Origin of the sequence: Nocardia sp. NBC_01499 (assembly GCF_045040275.1) — a bacterium.
Classification (GTDB): domain Bacteria; phylum Actinomycetota; class Actinomycetes; order Mycobacteriales; family Mycobacteriaceae; genus Nocardia.
Genome location: NZ_CP109426.1, coordinates 517178 through 533748, shown reverse-complemented (window position 1 = coordinate 533748; position 16571 = coordinate 517178). Strand labels below are relative to the sequence as shown.

Below are 16571 nucleotides of genomic sequence, written 5' to 3'. Positions count from 1 at the left end.
GGTCTATGTGGGCTGGGCGAGGAGCTGGTCCAGCTGTGTGGCGAACCCGTCCGCGTCGGTGACGTAACCGATGTGATTACCGGTGAATTCGACGACGTCGAGTCCGAGTTCCTCGGCGAGGACGGCGTTGGGTGCGGCGGGGAAGGTGTCCTTCGAGTCGCGCCCGATGCCGAGCACGAGCTTGTTCGCGGACTGTCGCAAGGCCGCGAGATCCGGCGCATAGCGGACGTATTGCCGCAGCTCGTGTTCCATCCAGAACGCGAGGTTCTGCTGAATGCGGGCGATCATCGGCGCGTTCTCGGGCGGCGGCTGGTGGTGCTGCTGGTCCGGTCGCCGCAGCCCCATCCCTTCGGTGAACCCACTCATGCAGTCGAACGCAAGGAGCGCGGCGGCACCTGGATTCGACCGCCGGACGACCTCTCACCGTTGTCCAGCTCATGACCTCGACGCGGACCGCCGCGTCCATGTCGGCAACCAGACCTCCGCGTCGGGTGCGTCGGTTCGTCTGGCGTTGAGGTAGTTACGGAGTTTGCTGAGCGCGGGATGCGGGTTGTCGTCGTGCCAGATCATTGACATCGGATAAACAGGGGTTGGGTTGCGGATGGGTATGCGCCGCAGGTCATAGCTGTCCGGCCACAGGTAACGCGAGCGCTCGCCGACGAGGGTGCTGAGGTCGGCGGAGTCGGCGATGTCCGCGAGCATGGTCTCGTTGCCGAAGACGGGGCCGACCACATCGATCGTCAGACCGAACGCGGCCACGAGTTCGTCGTAGTAGTCCGCCACCTCGCCGCGAGCACCCAACCCCGGCATCGAGATTCGATGTCCGGCGAGTTGGGCGGGCGCGACGGAGGAAGCGTCGGCGAGTGCGTGCCCGGGTCCGACGAGTAGCTGGTGCGGCTCGTCGATGACGCGGGCGGCCTTGATCGCCTCGGGTAACTGTTGCCGCGCGGGAACGCCATGAAAGGTGGCGTCGATCGTCCCAGCTTGGACAGCCGCGATCGCACCATCGACGGTGGCGTCCAGGGTCACGACATCCAACTCGATCTCGGGATGCGTTCGATAGAAATCCTGGAGCAGCACTGCTGTCACGACCCGCCGGTTGACGACATCGACGCGCAGCGCGCGCCGACCAGGACGCACGGACGCGTCGGCCCGCTCCGCCACCCGGAGAAGTTCACGGGCATGGGGCAGGAATGCCTGACCGTCGATCGTGAGCCGGGCGCCGCGGGGCGTGCGGGTGAACAGGCGCACATCCAGATCTTTCTCCAGCGCGGCGATGCGCTTGGAGACCCCCTGCTGGGTGATCGACAGCACGGCGGCGGCTTCCTGGAATTGACCAGCGTCCGCGGCGACGACGAAGGTGCGCACGGCGTCGAGGTCCACGTCGCAAAACCTTACTGGCACAACAGCTGGTTGTGGCTCGCCGCCGACTCGGTTGTTTGATCCGGGTTGCCGCGATTGCTTGGATTGGGTGGTCAACGACGGGTTGTCTTGCGGCAGATCAGTATTGAGTCGCTGGACGCAGAAGTAAGAGCATCGAAGGGGTCGCGTGCAGCTAGGTCGCAGTTTCGGGTGGTTGTGGTCGGCGTACGCGGTGAGCGCGTTCGGTACGCAGATCGCGTTCGGGGCGTTCCCGCTGATTGCCTTGCGCGTGCTGCATGCGCAAGCATTCGCGGTCTCGGCGCTGGAGGCGGTCAGCCTTGCCGTCGCCACGATCATCGCCCTTCCGCTCGGGCCCTGGGTGGAGCATCGGAACAAACGTCCGGTGATGATCACGATGGATCTTGTTCGGTTCGTCGCGATGGCCAGCCTGCCTGCGGCGTATCTGCTCGGGCTGCTGTCCTATGGCCAACTCCTACTCGTCGCGATCATCTCGGTCACGGCGAACATCGCTTTCACCGCCGCATCCGGTGCGTATCTGAAAGTTCTTGTCTCCGGTGATCAGTTGATCGTGGCGAACGCGCGTTTCGAGGGCACGGGCTGGGTTGCCATCTCGACGGGACCACCGCTTGGCGGTGCGCTCATCGGAGTGTTCGGCCCGCTGGTCACCGTCATCGCGGACGCGGTGAGCTACCTGCTGTCGGCGCTGGGAGTTCTCCGCATCCGCGGCCGCGACACAGCGGCACCCCGAGAGACCTCCACCCGTTTGCGCGGCCGCGATCTGCTCGACGGCTGGCGGTTCATTCGCCAGGATCTGGTGCTGCGCCGCCTGTTCCTCAACTCGATCGCCACCAGCGGTCTGATCATGGCCGCCGTCCCGTTGCTGTCTGTCCTGCTCCTCGGCCGATACCACGTCCCTGCCTGGCAATACGGGTTGGCGTTCGGGATACCGTCCCTCTTCGGGTTTCTCGGCGCCCGGCTCTCCCCGCGTCTGGTCAGTCGATTCGGACGACATCGCGTCATGATCGTCACCGGTGTGCTTCGCGCGTGCTTCCCGATCGGGTTGGCGTTCACCCGCCCCGGCCTCTCCGGCGTGGTGACCGTGATCATCGTCGAGGCGCTGCTGATCACCTGCATGGGCATCTTCAACCCCATCTACGCCACCGAGCGACTCCTGCGCACTCCCGCACACCGAGCCGCGCGAGTCCTGACCGCCTGGTCCATCAGCGGTAACGCGACCAAAGCCGCACTCATCGCCCTCTGGGGAATCCTCGCCACCCTCACCAGCCCACTCGAGGCCATCGCCCTCTCTGGTGTTCTGCTGCTCGCCACACCGTTCCTGCTGCCTTGGAACCCGGAAGGATTCGGACAAGTGGCTGAGCGCGTCCAGTCGATGCACCCACCGGCGATCGAGCATGTCCCTGCGGGCGAGCATGTGACCGAGCCCGATCAGCCGATGCACGTTCCTGCGATCGAGCCGACGCGGTCGAGCCCGGCCAGTATCAGGTGAGCTGAGCGCCCGGCGTTTCCACGCCCGCCGACGCGATCAGGATCGCGTCGCGTGCCTCACCCATGTCGGTGAACAGCACGGCCGACAACCCCGCGCACCCCGCGCCGCGATCGGTGTCCGGCCGCACCCCGATCACCAGCCCACCCGCGATCGACGCACCCTCGGCAACCGCGGCCATCACGCCGCACAGCACAGTCACCCCGGCCTCCGCCAACAGCCGCCCGACCATCCGTGCTTGCCCGGCCTCGACATCGCCGCATTCCCTCGGCCCGTATACCGCGACTTGCACGGCTATCCCTCCTCGAGTCCGAGCGCGACATCACCGATTCAGTTACTCGACTTTTGCCACCGCCACGTCCCACTCGGCAGCGTATCGACGTGGCGGCCGAGAGTGGGCGGGTCGGGAAGGTCCTCGTGTCGCCGTTCGCGCGGGCGTCGCGCGGTAACTGGCCTGCGCTGTCCTCCGCTCCGTTCCGACAACCGAAGGGCGCCAGCGAAACCGGCAAACCGGTCTGTGACTCATTCGACCGGCATGCCCGGCGAAGGTGTGCAATGTTGTTACTGCGCAACGGCATTGAGGGTGTCCCGGGGCGCTGAGTAGGCACCGGTAAAGGGGGTGCGGCGCGATGACGTCGTCGTCCAACGTTTCCGGGGGGAGTGCCGCCGCACATCGCGGGCGGCACAAAGCGGCGGTGCCGTTGTGGCCGGGGATGATTCCGCGTCCGCAGCGCTGGCATGTGCAGCGGCGAAGCAGGTCGTGGCTGGTGGGGTCGGCCGCGGTGGTCGGTTCGGTGGCCGCGGTGGCGGTGGTCATGGTGTACACGGCGTCGGCGAGTGCGCCGCGCCAGTCGGCCACGTATACGGATCCGGTGCTCGGCGGCGGACCCGGCTGCGAGCCGACCAGGAACGATCAGTTGGTGCGCGGCAACGGAACTGGATCGACCACCTCGGGACCGGACGTCATCCTGGCCTTCCAGTACGCCTACTACGTGGCCAGATCGGGAGCCGACGCACGCGCGGTGACCACGACGGACGCGTCGGTGCCGCCGGCCGAGGTCATCAGCGCGGGCATCAAGTCCGTCCCTGCGGGCACCCAGCATTGCGTGATGATCACCCCCATGGCCGACGGCCGGTTCGACGTGGTCATCACCGAAATCCGTCCCGACGCCGCCGTCCGCACCTATCGCCAGTTCGTCACGGTCACCACCGGTCCGGGCGTGGTCTCCATCGCCAAGATCGCCCCACCGACCTGATCGGCCAGGCCGCTTGTCGGGTTGCCATGACAACCGCCACGCCGTTGGTATTGCCTGGGCGGCCGCCTGGACCGTATGTCGGCCATGTCTGTCGGCGTTAATGTGCGGGCTACCCGGACCGTACGACGGCTACGGCCGTCGGTGTTACTGGGCAGGCCGCGCGGACCATATGCAGGGGCTGCGCACCGCACCGGACGACGCCATGGCGCTCGACCTGTCGATCGCCCGGTACCGCCGCTACCCGCTTACGTCGACACGATCGCCAATTGCCGCGATTGAGCAACCAAAGCCCCTGTGCTGTCCCAGATTTCGAAATCTTCCTCGTGAAATCCATCGATCAGGAAGTTGGTGGTGACGCGACACGCCAGCCAGCCGGGGGCAGGCCGCTTGCGGATGTGGACGGTGAGTTCGATGGTCGCCGAACCGGGAATGCCGAGGTCGAAGACGATCGGCGCGGCGGAGTCGACGAGGAACGCGAGGACGATCGGGTCGGCGTCGCGCCCGTCGGCCATGCGCACCCAGAACTCGGTGGCGCTGGCACCGCCGGGCTTGCCGCGCCAGAAGCCGGGAACGTCGGCCATGCGAGCCTCGGTCCGCTGCGAGATCGGCGGCCGTGGGTGGGTGAATGCCTCGAACGCGTCGACGCATTTTTCGGGCGCGGGCAACGCTGGCGGTTTGCCGTTTACTTTGGTCGGTCCGTCGGCGGTGCCGAGATCGGTGAAAGTGGCCAACACGCGCACGATTTCCCGATTATCGCGCAGCAGCGTCGCCGCCCCGGTCGAGGTGCGCCGCCCGATCCGGGCGACATCGGTGGTGATCCGCGCGGGTCCAGGACTGCCTGGCCGCAGGAAATGCGCGGACGCGGACAACAAATCGGGGTGCGGCACGTCGTTGCACAGCGCCTGTAAACAGCTGGCCAGCAGATACCCTCCATTCGTTGTGCCGATGAAGGTGGTCCACCGGTCCGTCAGCGTCAGCTCGAACTCGTGCTCTCCGACTCGTTCACTGGCCGTATCGCTGTCGAACACGAAATCCGCCGTAGTAGTCATCCCACGATCCTGCCTGCCGAACGGGACATGAGCGAGCGCGCACGCGACGATGTCCCGCCCGGCAAAGACTAGCCAGTCCGTTGCTGGTTGCTGTGCGAAGTACTGGTGAGGCTATTGGACCCGCGCTCGGTGAGCGCCCGGCGAAAGGGACAGACAGATGCAGACATTTGCCATGAATTCCGATATCGCTGATTGCCGGACCGATCCCGGTCCGATGTCGGCGGCCCGAGCGCATCGGGCGATGCAGATCCATTTGGACTGCTCGGTGGACACCTGCCGGGTTCGCCGTCGCGCCCGCGCCACCCTCGTGCAGGACGGGTCGATGGTCCTCGACGCGCGCGCCGAACGTTAGCGCGCCGCTGGAGAAAGTTCTTGCCAACTCGACCCATCCGGGCCGACGGCCCAGGCGAATTCCGTTCCGTCCAATCCAAGCACGGCCGCGAGCCGTATCGACGGAAGCGAATGACAACGATGACTGTAATGCGACGTTCGGTTGTGGCGGCGATGGCGCTGACCGCGTTGGTCGGTGCCTCGGCCTGTTCGAGCGACAAGTCCGACAACACCGCGGCACCCTCCTCGGCCGCGGCGATGACCACGTCGACGGCTGCGGCGGGCGACCTGGTCGGTACCGGCTGCAAGGCCTACGCCCAGCAGGTGCCGACCGGCGCCGGTTCGGTCAGCGGCATGGCCCAGGATCCGGTCGCCACCGCGGCCTCGCACAATCCGCTGCTGACCACGTTGGTCGCCGCTGTGTCGGGTCAGCTCAATCCGCAGGTGAATCTGGTCGACACGCTCAACGGCGGTCCGTTCACAGTGTTCGCACCGGTCGACGCGGCGTTCGCGAAGATCGACCCGGCCACCATCAACGCGCTGAAGACGGACTCGGCCACGTTGACGAAAATCCTCACCTACCACGTGGTTCCGGGCCAGATCGCGCCGGACAAGATCGCGGGCACGCACCCGACCGTCGAGGGCGCGAACGTGACGGTCACCGGCAGCGGCGACAACATCAAAGTCGGCGACGCTTCGGTGATTTGCGGCGGAGTGAAGACGGCAAATGCGACGGTGTACCTGATCGATACCGTGATGATGCCGCCCGCCGCGTAACCTCGCCACACCGTTTAGTTCGGAATGGTCCTTCCCATCAGGAGTCGTGCTCGACGTGTTGCTGCCGCAGATCCATTCCCTGTCCGTTTCCGCCGACGATCGCCGCGGAGGTGAGCATGCCGAATGAGCCGAGGCTCGCCGCGATCCGCCTGCGCCGCAACACCGGCGGGGGCGGACCTCCGGTGACACCGTCGTGCGCGACCGGCGCGGATCCGGACGAACTCGCGCGGATGCGACGGCTTGTCGAGCTGCTCGACTCGATCGCGACCGGCGATCGCGAGGCCTTCACCGAGTTCTATCGCGCGACCAGTCACCGGGTGTTCGGTCTCGCGCTGCGCATCCTGCGCAGTCACGCGGCGGCCGAGGAGATCACCCAGGAGGTGTATCTGCAGGCGTGGTCGCTCGCGGCGGGCTATGACCGCAAACTGTCCAGTCCGATGGGTTGGCTGATGATGCTGACCCATCGGCGGGCGGTGGACCGGGTCCGCCGCGAGCAGTCCGCCAGCACCCGCGACATCGCCTTCGGTCAAGCGAATCTGGGCCGCGACCACGATGTCGTCGCCGAAGAGGTCGGACAGCTGCTCGATGAGCAATCGGTGCTCGACTGCCTGGACACGTTGACCGCGATCCAGCGTCAAGCCGTCGCGCTGGCCTACTACAGCGGCCGGACTTATAGCGAGGTCGCCGACCACCTCGAAGTTCCGCTGCCCACCATCAAAAGCCGTATCCGCGATGGATTGAAGCGGCTCGAGAACTGCCTGACAGGAAGTGATACCGCATGAGCGAGCGCAGGATTGCGGCGCGGCGCGCGTCGGGCATACCGGAGCCGAGTGTTCGCGCGGTATGGGAGCGGGCAATGGATGCAGCCGAGCGCTTGCGCGTGCCGGAGCCGAGCGACGGTGCGGTGCCGGCATGAGTGTGCGACGCGAGTGGGCGATAGAAACAGCCGGGCATGCGCTCTTACTGGTGGGACAGAGTGTTAGCGCGGTGTGGGCATGAGTGAGAACGGGCGGCCCGCTACGGATCTGCTGGAGCTGGCTTACCCGTATGCGATGGACGCGGTCGCCGAGCTCGAGCGGCGCACCATCGAACACCGGTTGCGCGACGCCGACCAGGCCACCGCGGCCGCCTTCGCCGCCATTGTTTCCGGTGTGCGCGAGACGATGGCCGTGCTGACTGTGCTCGATGCGACCGAGCCGCCGCCCGCGTTGGAGACGACGTTGCTGCGGGCCCTCGATGAAGCGACCGGAGTATCGGGTAAGTCCCGCAAGCGATTCGAGCGATCGCGCTGGCTCGCGGCTGCGGTCGCGGTGGTGGTGGCGATCGGGGCAGGTGTCGGAGTGTATGTGCACCAATCCGATTCGGGCCAATCCGGGCTCACCGCCCAATTGGTGCTCGAACAGCCCGACGTCATGGTGAAGTCGGTGCCGGTCGCGGGCGGAGGTAGTCTCACCGTCCGTACCTCGCTTCGAATCACCGCTGCCACAGTAACTTTCGAATCCGTGTCGGCACCACCGCCGGGCCACTCCTACCAGGTCTGGCTCATCCCGCTCGGTGGGACGCCGCGCTCGGCCCGGGTGATGACCGAACTGCCTGCCGCCGGCCCCGCCATGGTGACCCGCTTCGACACTGTCGACACACTGGTCGTCACGGTCGAACCGGCCGCCGGTTCGCCGCAGCCGACGACGAGCGCGATCGCCAGCGTGAATCTGACCTGAGCTGCCGCCCGCAGCTTCTCGATCCCGACGATCAACGAGAGAACCTGCGATGAAAAACCTTGCGGCACAAGCACGCCCGAAACAGGCCGGCAACAGATCGGCCGCGGCTCTCACCGGAGTCCTCGCCGCGTTGACAGTACTTGGCGTTGGCCACCTGGTCGCCGCGCTGATCGATCCCGCCGCCTCCCCGTTCTACGCGATGGGCGCCTCGGTGGTCGACCACACCCCACATGCGTTGAAGGACGCCGCGATCCGCCGTTTCGGCAGCAACGACAAGCTCGCACTCTTCGCATCGATGGCCGCGGTGATGGTCGTGTTCGCCGCGATCCTCGGCATCCTGGAGCGACGGCGTCCACTCGGCAGTGTACTGCTGGTCCTACTCGGTGGGGTAGTACTCGGAGCCGCGCTCCAACGCCCCACTGCCACACCATGGTTCGCAGTACCGACGCTCATTGGTGTGGCGGCGGGAGTGCTGGCCCTGCGCGTGCTGATCGGCCGAGTGCCGGTTAGTGGTCCCGCGCTCGGTGGGGAAGCTACGGAGGGTGTTTCATCGGCGGACAGGGTTGCGGGCGAGGAGTCGCATCCGCGGGCGGGTTCGATGGGTGGCGGAGCATCGATGACCGGTTCAGCGCCCAGGAGTGACCGTGACACCGGGCGCGACCTAGAGCTCGATGGCGAACGTAGATCGGGTGGACGACACCCTGCGGAAGGCGGCACTATCGCGCGAACGGGACCGATGGGGATCGGCGCTGCGGCGGGTGACGATACTGCGGCAGGGGTGGGGCGAGCGGACGTCGGTGATGTGGCGGCAGATGTTGGTCCGGCGGCGCGTAATGATGCTGTGGCGGGGACACGTCGGGCGGCGGGCGGCGACAGTGCCGCGACCATCCTTCCGGTAGCGAGTGGCGGCATCGGTCCGTCTCGGAGTGCGGACGTGAGTAGCACGTCGGGGACACCGCCATCGGGGTCCCTGGGCGGAGGCGGGTCGCGGCGTCGGTTTCTCCTGTTCGCGGCGGGAGTGGGGGCGGTGGCTGTGGGGGCGGCCGTTGCTGGGCAGTGGGTTGGGGCGCGGCTGCGTGATGTGGTGGCGGATCGGGCTGGGTTTGTTGTTCCGCGTCCGGTTGTTCCGGCGTTGGCTGTCGAACCTGGTGTGCGGCGGGCGGTTCCGGGGCTAGCCGAGTTCGTCACTCCGAATGATCGGTTCTACCGTGTCGATACCGCGCTGCAACTCCCGGCGCTGAGGAGCGGCGATTGGCGGTTGCGCATTCACGGAATGGTCGATCGCCCAATGGAATTGGATATCGTTGGGCTGCGGCGGCGGGTGGCGGTCGAGCGCATGATCACTATGACGTGTGTGTCCAATGAGGTCGGCGGCGAGTTGGTGGGTACCGCGGTCTGGACGGGGTACCTGCTGGCCGATCTGCTCGCCGAGGTGGGTGTGCGGCCAGAAGCCGACATGCTGTTGTCTCGCAGTGTCGATGGATTCACCGCGGGCACACCGGTTTCCGCGGTGACCGATGGTCGGGACGCGCTGCTGGCGGTGGGGATGAACGGCGAACCGCTGCCGATCGCGCACGGCTATCCCGCGCGGCTGATTGTGCCCGGTCTTTATGGTTACGTGTCCGCCACCAAATGGGTGGTCGATCTCGAACTGACCCGATTCGACCGTGCCGAGGCGTATTGGACCCAACGTGGTTGGGCCGCAAAGGCACTCATCAAAACCGCGTCCCGCATCGATGTCCCCGCCGCCTTCGCCACCGTGCCCTCGGGCGATGTCACCGTCGCCGGAGTCGCCTGGGCCCAGCATCGCGGTATCGACGCCGTCGAAGTCCAAGTCGACGACCAACCGTGGCAACCGGCCACCCTCGCCGACGAATACTCCACCGACACCTGGCGTCAATGGACGTGGCGCTGGACCGCCCCACCCGGCGCACACACCCTGCGCGTCCGGGCGATCGACCGCGACGGCGTCACCCAAACCGATGCCCGCGCCCAACCGTTCCCCGACGGCTCCACCGGCTGGCACAGTCGCGTGATCACCGTCCGCTGACCACGCCGGTCGCCGCACCTCGGGATCCGCACCCACTCCCTGAATCCGCCTCTCTATAGGGGCCCATACCGAGTGCGGATCTCGAGTGTGGGTGCGGCTGTCCGGTCGTCCGCGTATAGCGGCGAGAATGCGCGGGGGTGTCGGTTCTCGGCGGGCAGCGGTGGCGGTCTGGACGATTACCTGTGAGGTAATCGTCGTGGCGACGGGTTGTTCGTAGGATCGGGGAGTGAGTACGCAAACAGCCGGTGACCTACTGCGGCGTTGGCGGCTCGAGCGCAGGCTCAGTCAGCTGGAGTTGGCCGGGCGCGCCGAGACGTCGGCTCGGCATCTGAGTTTCATCGAGACCGGTCGCGCCACGCCGAGCCGGACGATGCTGGTCCATCTGAGCGAGCACCTGGAAATCCCACTGCGCGAACGCAATCGGCTGCTGCTGGCCGCAGGCTATGCACCCGCCTATGCGGAACCGTCGCTCGATACCCCCGCGATGGACGCGGTCCGCAGAACGATGCGGCAGATCCTTGTCGGCCATCAGCCGTATCCGGCGCTGGCGATTGATCAGAGCTGGACGATGATCGACGCCAACAGCGGTGTCACGCTGCTGCTCACCGGCATCGACCCCGCGCTGCTGACCCCACCGGTGAACGCGCTGCGGTTGAGCCTGCACCCCGACGGTATGGCGAATCAGATCATCAACCTCGCGGAATGGCGCGGCCACGTGTTCGCGCGACTGTCCCGCCAGATCGAGGTCACCGGTTCACCCGAGCTGGTCGAATTGCGTGACGAACTACTCGCTTACCCCGGCGGTGCGATCGATCCGGCCTTGCCTGAACCCGACCAGTCGGTGGTCCCGCTGCGTATGCTGCGCGACGGCCACGAACTGTCGTTCCTCAGTGTCACCACCGTCTTCGGCACCCCCATGAATGTGACCGTCGCCGAACTCGCCATCGAATCGTTCTTCCCCGCCGACGAGGACACCATGAAGCGACTCACCGCCCAGACGCCATGACCCTGGCCGAGCACCTCCACGCCCTCCTCGACACGCCCGTCCGCGGCGTCACCGACCTCGGGTCGAGTCACGCATGGACGATGCACCGCGCCGCTCTCGCCGACGGTCGCGACGTCTTCGTCAAGGCCGCCGCCGAACCAACCACTGTCTTTGCGGCGGAAGCGTCCGGGCTGCGCTGGCTTGCCGCGGGAGCGCATGAGCCGGTGGGCGAGGCCATCGAGAACCGCGTAGCGACAATCGAGGCGCGCTCCGCCCAGTTCGATCTGCCTCGACGGCCCGGTGGATCACAGTCGAGTCGCTCGGCGAATACACCCGACGAGATTGGCTCGAGTCCCAACGAGATTGGCTCGAGTGCGGGTACGTCAGGTCTCGCGAGCGTCGCCGATCAATCATGGCTGCCAGGTGTGCCGACGCCTGGCACGTCGGATACAACTGGCACGGTCCGATCAGCATCCGTTGCCGCGGGATCGGCTATGGTCCGTTCGGCGACTGCTGGCGGGGAGTCGGCCACGGTCCGATCGGCGACCGCTGGCGGGGAGTCGGCGCGGCCCGGGTCGGTTCCCGACCTCCTCCCCGAAGTCCTGGCCGCTGACGATCGCATGATCGTGCTGCCCTGGCTCGATGACACCGGACCGACTCCCGCTGCGGCCGAACAACTCGGGCGCGAACTCGCGGCGCTACACGCGAACTCACCCAATGCTTTCGGCGCACCCTGGCAGGGTTGGATCGCAGAACTACCTCTGGACAACACGCTGTCCACCGGACCGTGGGCACGCTGGTATGCCGAACGCCGCCTCGCGCCCTACCTCCCGCGCGCCGCCCCTCACCTCGGCCGGGACGGAATCCGCTTGCTGGAGCAGGTCATAGACCGCATCGACACCTTGGCTGGCCCACCGGAACCACCCGCCCGCATCCACGGAGACCTCTGGTCCGGCAACATCCGCTGGACCGCCGAACGCGCCATCCTCATCGACCCCGCCGCCCACGGTGGCCACCGCGAAACCGACCTGGCCATGCTCGCCCTCTTCGGCGCCCCCCACCTGGACCGAATCCTTAACGCCTACAACGAAACCCACCCCCTCGCCGACGGCTGGCGCACCCGCATCCCCCTACACCAGCTCCACCACCTGCTAGTCCACGTCGTCCTATTCGGCGCAACCTACCGCGCCCAAACCCTCACCGCCGCCACCACCGCCCTAGCAGGCTAGCCCCACCCACCGACACGCCCCGCCCATCAACGCAGCCATCTCCGTTCACTAGGTCACCCGGTGCGCGACTCCACCGCTCAACTTGTTCACCGACCGGGACATGACGGCGGCTCCACGCGCACTTCGCCGCCACCATGTTCCGTTCACTAGATGGGGCGGCTGGTACGTGGTGAGCCACCAGCCACCGGACCGCGGCGCGCGCAGCACCGTGCTCGCCGACTCCTCCCGTAGCTGTCCTCGGTTCATCGCGATGGTCGAGTCCGCCGCGATGGTCGAGCCCGCACCGACGCGGCGGATGAACGCGCCGGGCCGAGCGCGACACTGCGCCGACTCCGTCCATAGCTGTCCGCGGTTCACCGAGCGGGACATGACGGCGTGCCCACTCGCACTTTCGCGCCGCCATGTCCCGGTCGGTGAGTGGCGGCCGATATACGCCGCTCCGCAGAACCGTGATCTGACACGGAGTTTGGCCGATGGCGTCCCTGCTGAGCGGTGCTGGCAGCAACGTGCGATTCGGGTGCGGGCTGGGCGGCCAACCGCCTGCGCGTGCGCAACCGTCGCTCTGCGCGTGCGCAACCGTCGCCGATTGATGACAGCGACTCGTTGACCGCTGCGAATCTGGCGTGGCGCCAGAGCGTCTGATGCGCGCACCGCGCGGTCGTCTTCCTCGCTACTGCGCCCGCTTCGTTATGCATCCGCTTAGCCCAGAACACCTCGACCGCCGCGATGATCGAGCCTGCACCGGCGCGGCGGATGTACACGTCGGGCCGAGCGCGACACCACGCTCGCTGACTGTCCGCAGTTCATCGAGCGGGACATGACGGCGGGCTTACTCGCACATTGGCGCCGCCATGTCCCGTTCGGTGAGTGGTGGTCGATTCCGTCGCTCCGGAGAAGCGTGGTCCGGCACGGAGTTCGGCCGGTGGCGTTCTTGGTGGCGGGTGGTGGCTGCGCCGTGCGATTCGGGTGCAGGCCACCCGCCTGCGGCGCACGCAGCACGTCGTGCCGGTTGGTGACAGCGACTCGTTGACCGGTGCGAATCTGGCGAGGCGCCAGAGCTTCCGATGCTCTACTGCGCGGTCGTCCTCACTGCGCCAGCCTCGTTACGCATCCGCGTAGCCTAGAACGCCCAGACTGGCGATCGAGCCCGCACCAACGCGGCGGATGTACACGTCGGGCCGAGCGCGACAGCACACTCACCGACTCCGTCCGTAGCTGTCCTCGGTTCACCGCGATAGTCGGGCCCGCCGTGGCGATCGAGTCCGCCGCGATAGTCGAGCTCGCACCGACGCGGCGGATGAACGCGCCGGGCCGCGCGCGACACTGCGCTCGTCGACTCCGCCCGCTGCCGACCTTGGCTCGCCGAGCGGGACATAGCGGCGGGCTCTACTCGCACTTTGCCGCCATCATGTCCCGCTCGATGGTGAGGACCGTGCCGTCGGGCTTTGACCAGCGGGCTGTTCATGATCAACGGCACATGGCTGCTAGAACTCACCTCGTTCGACGAGGGCTGGTCCGGCTTCTGGAGCGCACGACCATGTGCCGTTGATCGTGATGGCTTGCTCAGCTGGACGTGCGGGCGATGACGTGTTCGGCGAAGCGGGACAGGTTGGCGATCTTGGTGTCGAGGGGTTCGGTGTCTTGGTCGAGGGTGTAGGGGAGGCGGAAGCCGACGATGACGTCGGTGACTCCCTTGTCCTCGAGCCGTTTGATGCCGTCTACGGTGAATCCGTCGAGGGAGATCACGTGCACCTCGAAATCTTTGCGTGTCCCGTATTCGGCACGCAGGGCGTCCAATTCGACCAGCAGCTTGTCGAGTTCGGCCCCGTCGCCGCCCGCGTGCATCCATCCGTCGCCGCGTTGGGCCGCGCGCCGCAGTGCGGGTTTGCTGTGTCCGCCGATGAGGATCGGCACCGGTTCGGTCGGCACTGGGCTGATCTTGATCGGCGGAATGTCGTAGAACTCGCCGTGGAACTCGAAGTACCCGCCCGCGGTGAGACCGCGCACGATGTCGATGCACTCGTCCATCCGCGCGCCGCGCTTCTCGAACGGCACGTCCATGATCTCGAAATCATCGGGCCACGGGCTGATCCCGACGCCGAGCCCGAATCGATTGCCACTCAGCGCGGCCACCGACGAGGTCTGCTTGGCGACAAGCACCGGCGGACGGATCGGCAGCTTCAGCACGAACGGTGTGAACCGCAGCGTCGTGGTGGCCGCCGCCATCGCCGCGCTGAGCACGAACGCCTCGATGAACGGCTTGTCCTCCAGGAACTCCCGGTTCCCGTCGGGGGTGTACGGGTACTTGGCGTCGGAGTCGCGCGGATAGGCGATGCTGTCCGCGACCGCCATGGATGTGTACCCGACCTCCTCGGCCGCGCGGGCCAACGGCACGTAGTAGGCAGGATCGGTCATCGTCTCGGCATAGGTGAAGCGCATATCAGTCGCCTTCCTGGCGCCGCAGCGCCGCGTGTGCCCCGGCGCGGCGCCCGAAGAACGAGCCCTCCCCGAGGCAGGTTCCATTCGAATAGCCGCCGGTGTCCTGCGCGATAGTGGACGCGCAGGACACCGGCGGCGTACAGCCCCTCGATTACGGCCCCGTCGGCCCGCAGCACCTCGCCGTCGACGGTGGTGCTGAGCCCGCTGAGGGTGAAGCCGACGTAGTAGGCGGTGATCTCGGCGTGGTCGGGCTCGGGTGTGACGGCCGTCAGGTAGTCACACATCGCGGCCGCGCTGTCCGCGTGCCCGGTGGCCTGCTGCACCGGCGTGCCATCACCGAGGTAGAAGTGCCCGGCCGCCGACGCCCCACCTGCCGCGCGGGTGCGCTCCAGGACCAGCACGTCCGCACCCGCGCTGATCGCCGCACAGGCACCGGCGATGCCGAAACCGACGACCAGCACGTCCGCGGTGTCATCCCAGCGCGCCGGGCTCGACACCACCCGCGGGACTTCGGTTCCTACTGCCATGGATTCGCGAACCCGTCCGGAATCATCGCGTCGAACATGGCCTTCATGTCCTCGGACAGCCGCATCAACTCGAAGCACGACCCGATCGGCCCGCCGTCGAGATACGCGAACTCCATCCCGACACCCTCGAACTTCCCCCGCGCGAGCACGTCGATCCCCGCCGCTCGCGCCTGCTCGAGCGCACCGTCATAGTCCGCGGGCACCCACGCCGCATGATGCAGCCCGGGCCCGACCCGCTCGAGATACTCGCTGTACAAACTGACCCCACCGCGCGGCTCGATCAGCTCCAACTGCTGCCCACCCGCGTACCCCAGCCCCACCGTAATCGTGTAATCGGCTGGCGCACCACGCAATTCGCACAGCTCCGGCCCGAAGTGCACGTCCGGAATCGTGAACCACTTCGCCACCCCATACCGCTCACTGAACAACCGCTGCGCCGCCGCCATATCCCGCACCACCCAGCACAGCTGAAAGATCGGACCCTCCGCGATCATCGGACGCACGCGTTCGTCACCCGGTCGCTTCCCACTTCTTCAACTAAACACGCATGCTTAACTCAGTCAAGGCTGGGCTTTAGTACAGTCCAGCTATGCTCATCGCCGATTCGCGCGCGTCCCTGCTCGACGCGGGGGAGCGACTCATCGCCGAACGCGGAGTCGAGGTCCCACTGCGCGAGATCGCCGCGGCCGCAGGCCACCGCAACAACTCCGCCGTGCACTACTACTTCGACTCCCGCCACGGACTGATCGAAGCCATCGTCGAACGTCGGATGAACTGGCTCGAAGAGCGCCGCATGCGCCTACTCGCCACCCACGAGGCCGACGGCACCGCCCACGAGATCAACACCCTGGTCACCATGCTCGCCGCGCCGATTCTCGAACTCATCACCCAGGACGAGGTCACCCACTACGGCCGCTTCCTCGAGGTAGTGCGCGCCCACCCCGTGGTCGCCGACCCACGCCGCCTCGCGGGCACCGACCGCGCCGCCGTGCGCATCATCGCCACCCGCCTCGCCGCCGCCCTACCCCAACTCACCCCGCGCAGGCGCCGCCAACGCCTCGAAACCATGGCCACCGTCATGTTCGCCCTGATCGCCGACTACGAACGCACCCTCGAAGCAGGCATCCGCAAACCCCACCCGGATGACACCGCCGAAATGACCGACATGATCGTCGCGATGCTCACCGTGCCGACTCGGGACTCGAAGGCGACCAGCCGTCGCCGCTGACCGTGGCGAGCGCTGTCGTTGACCTGGCGAGCGCTGCCGTTGACCCCCGGCTAGCGACCGCCGCCGCTGAAGTCGACGACTGACTGCTGCTGTTGA

At 67.0% G+C, this 16571-nt stretch carries 16 protein-coding genes and 1 pseudogene; 10 read left to right on the top strand and 7 right to left on the bottom strand.

Features of this window, described 5'->3' with window-relative positions:
- Positions 1-3: 3 nt before the first annotated feature.
- On the bottom strand, positions 4-366 hold the full coding sequence (locus tag OG203_RS02470; RefSeq protein ID WP_405164007.1) for a hypothetical protein: 363 nt from the start codon (positions 364-366) through the stop codon (positions 4-6).
- A 69-nt stretch (positions 367-435) separates the two neighbouring features.
- Positions 436-1383, bottom strand: a complete 948-nt coding sequence (locus OG203_RS02465; RefSeq protein ID WP_405164006.1) for a LysR family transcriptional regulator — start codon at positions 1381-1383, stop codon at positions 436-438.
- A gap of 166 nt (positions 1384-1549) precedes the next feature.
- On the opposite strand from OG203_RS02465, the gene OG203_RS02460 reads away from it, so the two are divergent.
- Positions 1550-2890 (top strand): MFS transporter, encoded by a 1341-nt coding sequence (locus OG203_RS02460; RefSeq protein ID WP_405164005.1) that lies wholly within the window; start codon positions 1550-1552, stop codon positions 2888-2890.
- Here the strand turns inward: OG203_RS02460 and OG203_RS02455 are convergent.
- Positions 2883-3179 (bottom strand): hypothetical protein, encoded by a 297-nt coding sequence (locus OG203_RS02455; RefSeq protein ID WP_405164004.1) that lies wholly within the window; start codon positions 3177-3179, stop codon positions 2883-2885. The genes OG203_RS02460 and OG203_RS02455 overlap by 8 nt on opposite strands.
- A gap of 337 nt (positions 3180-3516) precedes the next feature.
- On the opposite strand from OG203_RS02455, the gene OG203_RS02450 reads away from it, so the two are divergent.
- Complete coding sequence (locus OG203_RS02450) at positions 3517-4143, top strand: hypothetical protein (protein WP_405164003.1); 627 nt, start codon at positions 3517-3519, stop codon at positions 4141-4143.
- Positions 4144-4388: 245 nt separating this feature from the next.
- On the opposite strand, the gene OG203_RS02445 is transcribed toward OG203_RS02450, so the two are convergent.
- Complete coding sequence (locus tag OG203_RS02445; protein ID WP_405164002.1) at positions 4389-5192, bottom strand: thioesterase family protein; 804 nt, start codon at positions 5190-5192, stop codon at positions 4389-4391.
- A gap of 157 nt (positions 5193-5349) precedes the next feature.
- Here OG203_RS02445 and OG203_RS02440 point away from each other — a divergent pair, with 157 nt between their 5' ends.
- The 7 genes from OG203_RS02440 (at position 5350) to OG203_RS02410 (ending at position 12281) form a co-directional block, all read left to right on the top strand.
- Positions 5350-5544, top strand: coding sequence for a hypothetical protein (locus tag OG203_RS02440; protein WP_405164001.1), 195 nt, complete (start codon positions 5350-5352; stop codon positions 5542-5544).
- Positions 5545-5663: 119 nt separating this feature from the next.
- A complete protein-coding gene (locus tag OG203_RS02435; protein WP_405164000.1) occupies positions 5664-6299 on the top strand; it encodes a fasciclin domain-containing protein in 636 nt (211 codons plus the stop codon).
- Between the two features lie 116 nt (positions 6300-6415).
- On the top strand, positions 6416-7081 hold the full coding sequence (sigK, locus tag OG203_RS02430; RefSeq protein WP_405163999.1) for an ECF RNA polymerase sigma factor SigK: 666 nt from the start codon (positions 6416-6418) through the stop codon (positions 7079-7081).
- A gap of 213 nt (positions 7082-7294) precedes the next feature.
- The gene (locus OG203_RS02425) at positions 7295-8017 is read left to right on the top strand and encodes an RskA family anti-sigma factor (RefSeq protein WP_405163998.1); all 723 of its coding nucleotides are present in this window, start codon (positions 7295-7297) and stop codon (positions 8015-8017) included.
- A 49-nt stretch (positions 8018-8066) separates the two neighbouring features.
- Positions 8067-10067 (top strand): molybdopterin-dependent oxidoreductase, encoded by a 2001-nt coding sequence (locus OG203_RS02420; RefSeq protein ID WP_405163997.1) that lies wholly within the window; start codon positions 8067-8069, stop codon positions 10065-10067.
- A gap of 226 nt (positions 10068-10293) precedes the next feature.
- Positions 10294-11073, top strand: coding sequence for a helix-turn-helix domain-containing protein (locus OG203_RS02415; RefSeq protein ID WP_405163996.1), 780 nt, complete (start codon positions 10294-10296; stop codon positions 11071-11073).
- Positions 11070-12281 carry a fructosamine kinase family protein gene (locus OG203_RS02410; RefSeq protein ID WP_405163995.1) on the top strand — a complete coding sequence of 404 codons (1212 nt, stop codon included), beginning with the start codon at positions 11070-11072 and terminating at the stop codon, positions 12279-12281. Before OG203_RS02415 ends, OG203_RS02410 begins: the two co-directional genes overlap by 4 nt.
- A gap of 1563 nt (positions 12282-13844) precedes the next feature.
- On the opposite strand, the gene OG203_RS02405 is transcribed toward OG203_RS02410, so the two are convergent.
- The 3 genes and pseudogenes from OG203_RS02405 to OG203_RS02395 all read right to left on the bottom strand — a co-directional run bounded on the left by OG203_RS02405 (position 13845) and on the right by OG203_RS02395 (position 15741).
- Positions 13845-14720 (bottom strand): TIGR03619 family F420-dependent LLM class oxidoreductase, encoded by an 876-nt coding sequence (locus tag OG203_RS02405; protein WP_405163994.1) that lies wholly within the window; start codon positions 14718-14720, stop codon positions 13845-13847.
- A gap of 1 nt (position 14721) precedes the next feature.
- Positions 14722-14950: pseudogene (locus tag OG203_RS02400) on the bottom strand (FAD-binding protein); the annotation flags it as partial.
- A 287-nt stretch (positions 14951-15237) separates the two neighbouring features.
- A complete protein-coding gene (locus tag OG203_RS02395) occupies positions 15238-15741 on the bottom strand; it encodes a VOC family protein (protein ID WP_405163993.1) in 504 nt (167 codons plus the stop codon).
- A gap of 95 nt (positions 15742-15836) precedes the next feature.
- Here OG203_RS02395 and OG203_RS02390 point away from each other — a divergent pair, with 95 nt between their 5' ends.
- On the top strand, positions 15837-16475 hold the full coding sequence (locus tag OG203_RS02390) for a TetR/AcrR family transcriptional regulator (RefSeq protein ID WP_405163992.1): 639 nt from the start codon (positions 15837-15839) through the stop codon (positions 16473-16475).
- The last annotated feature ends 96 nt before the right edge of the window (positions 16476-16571 follow it).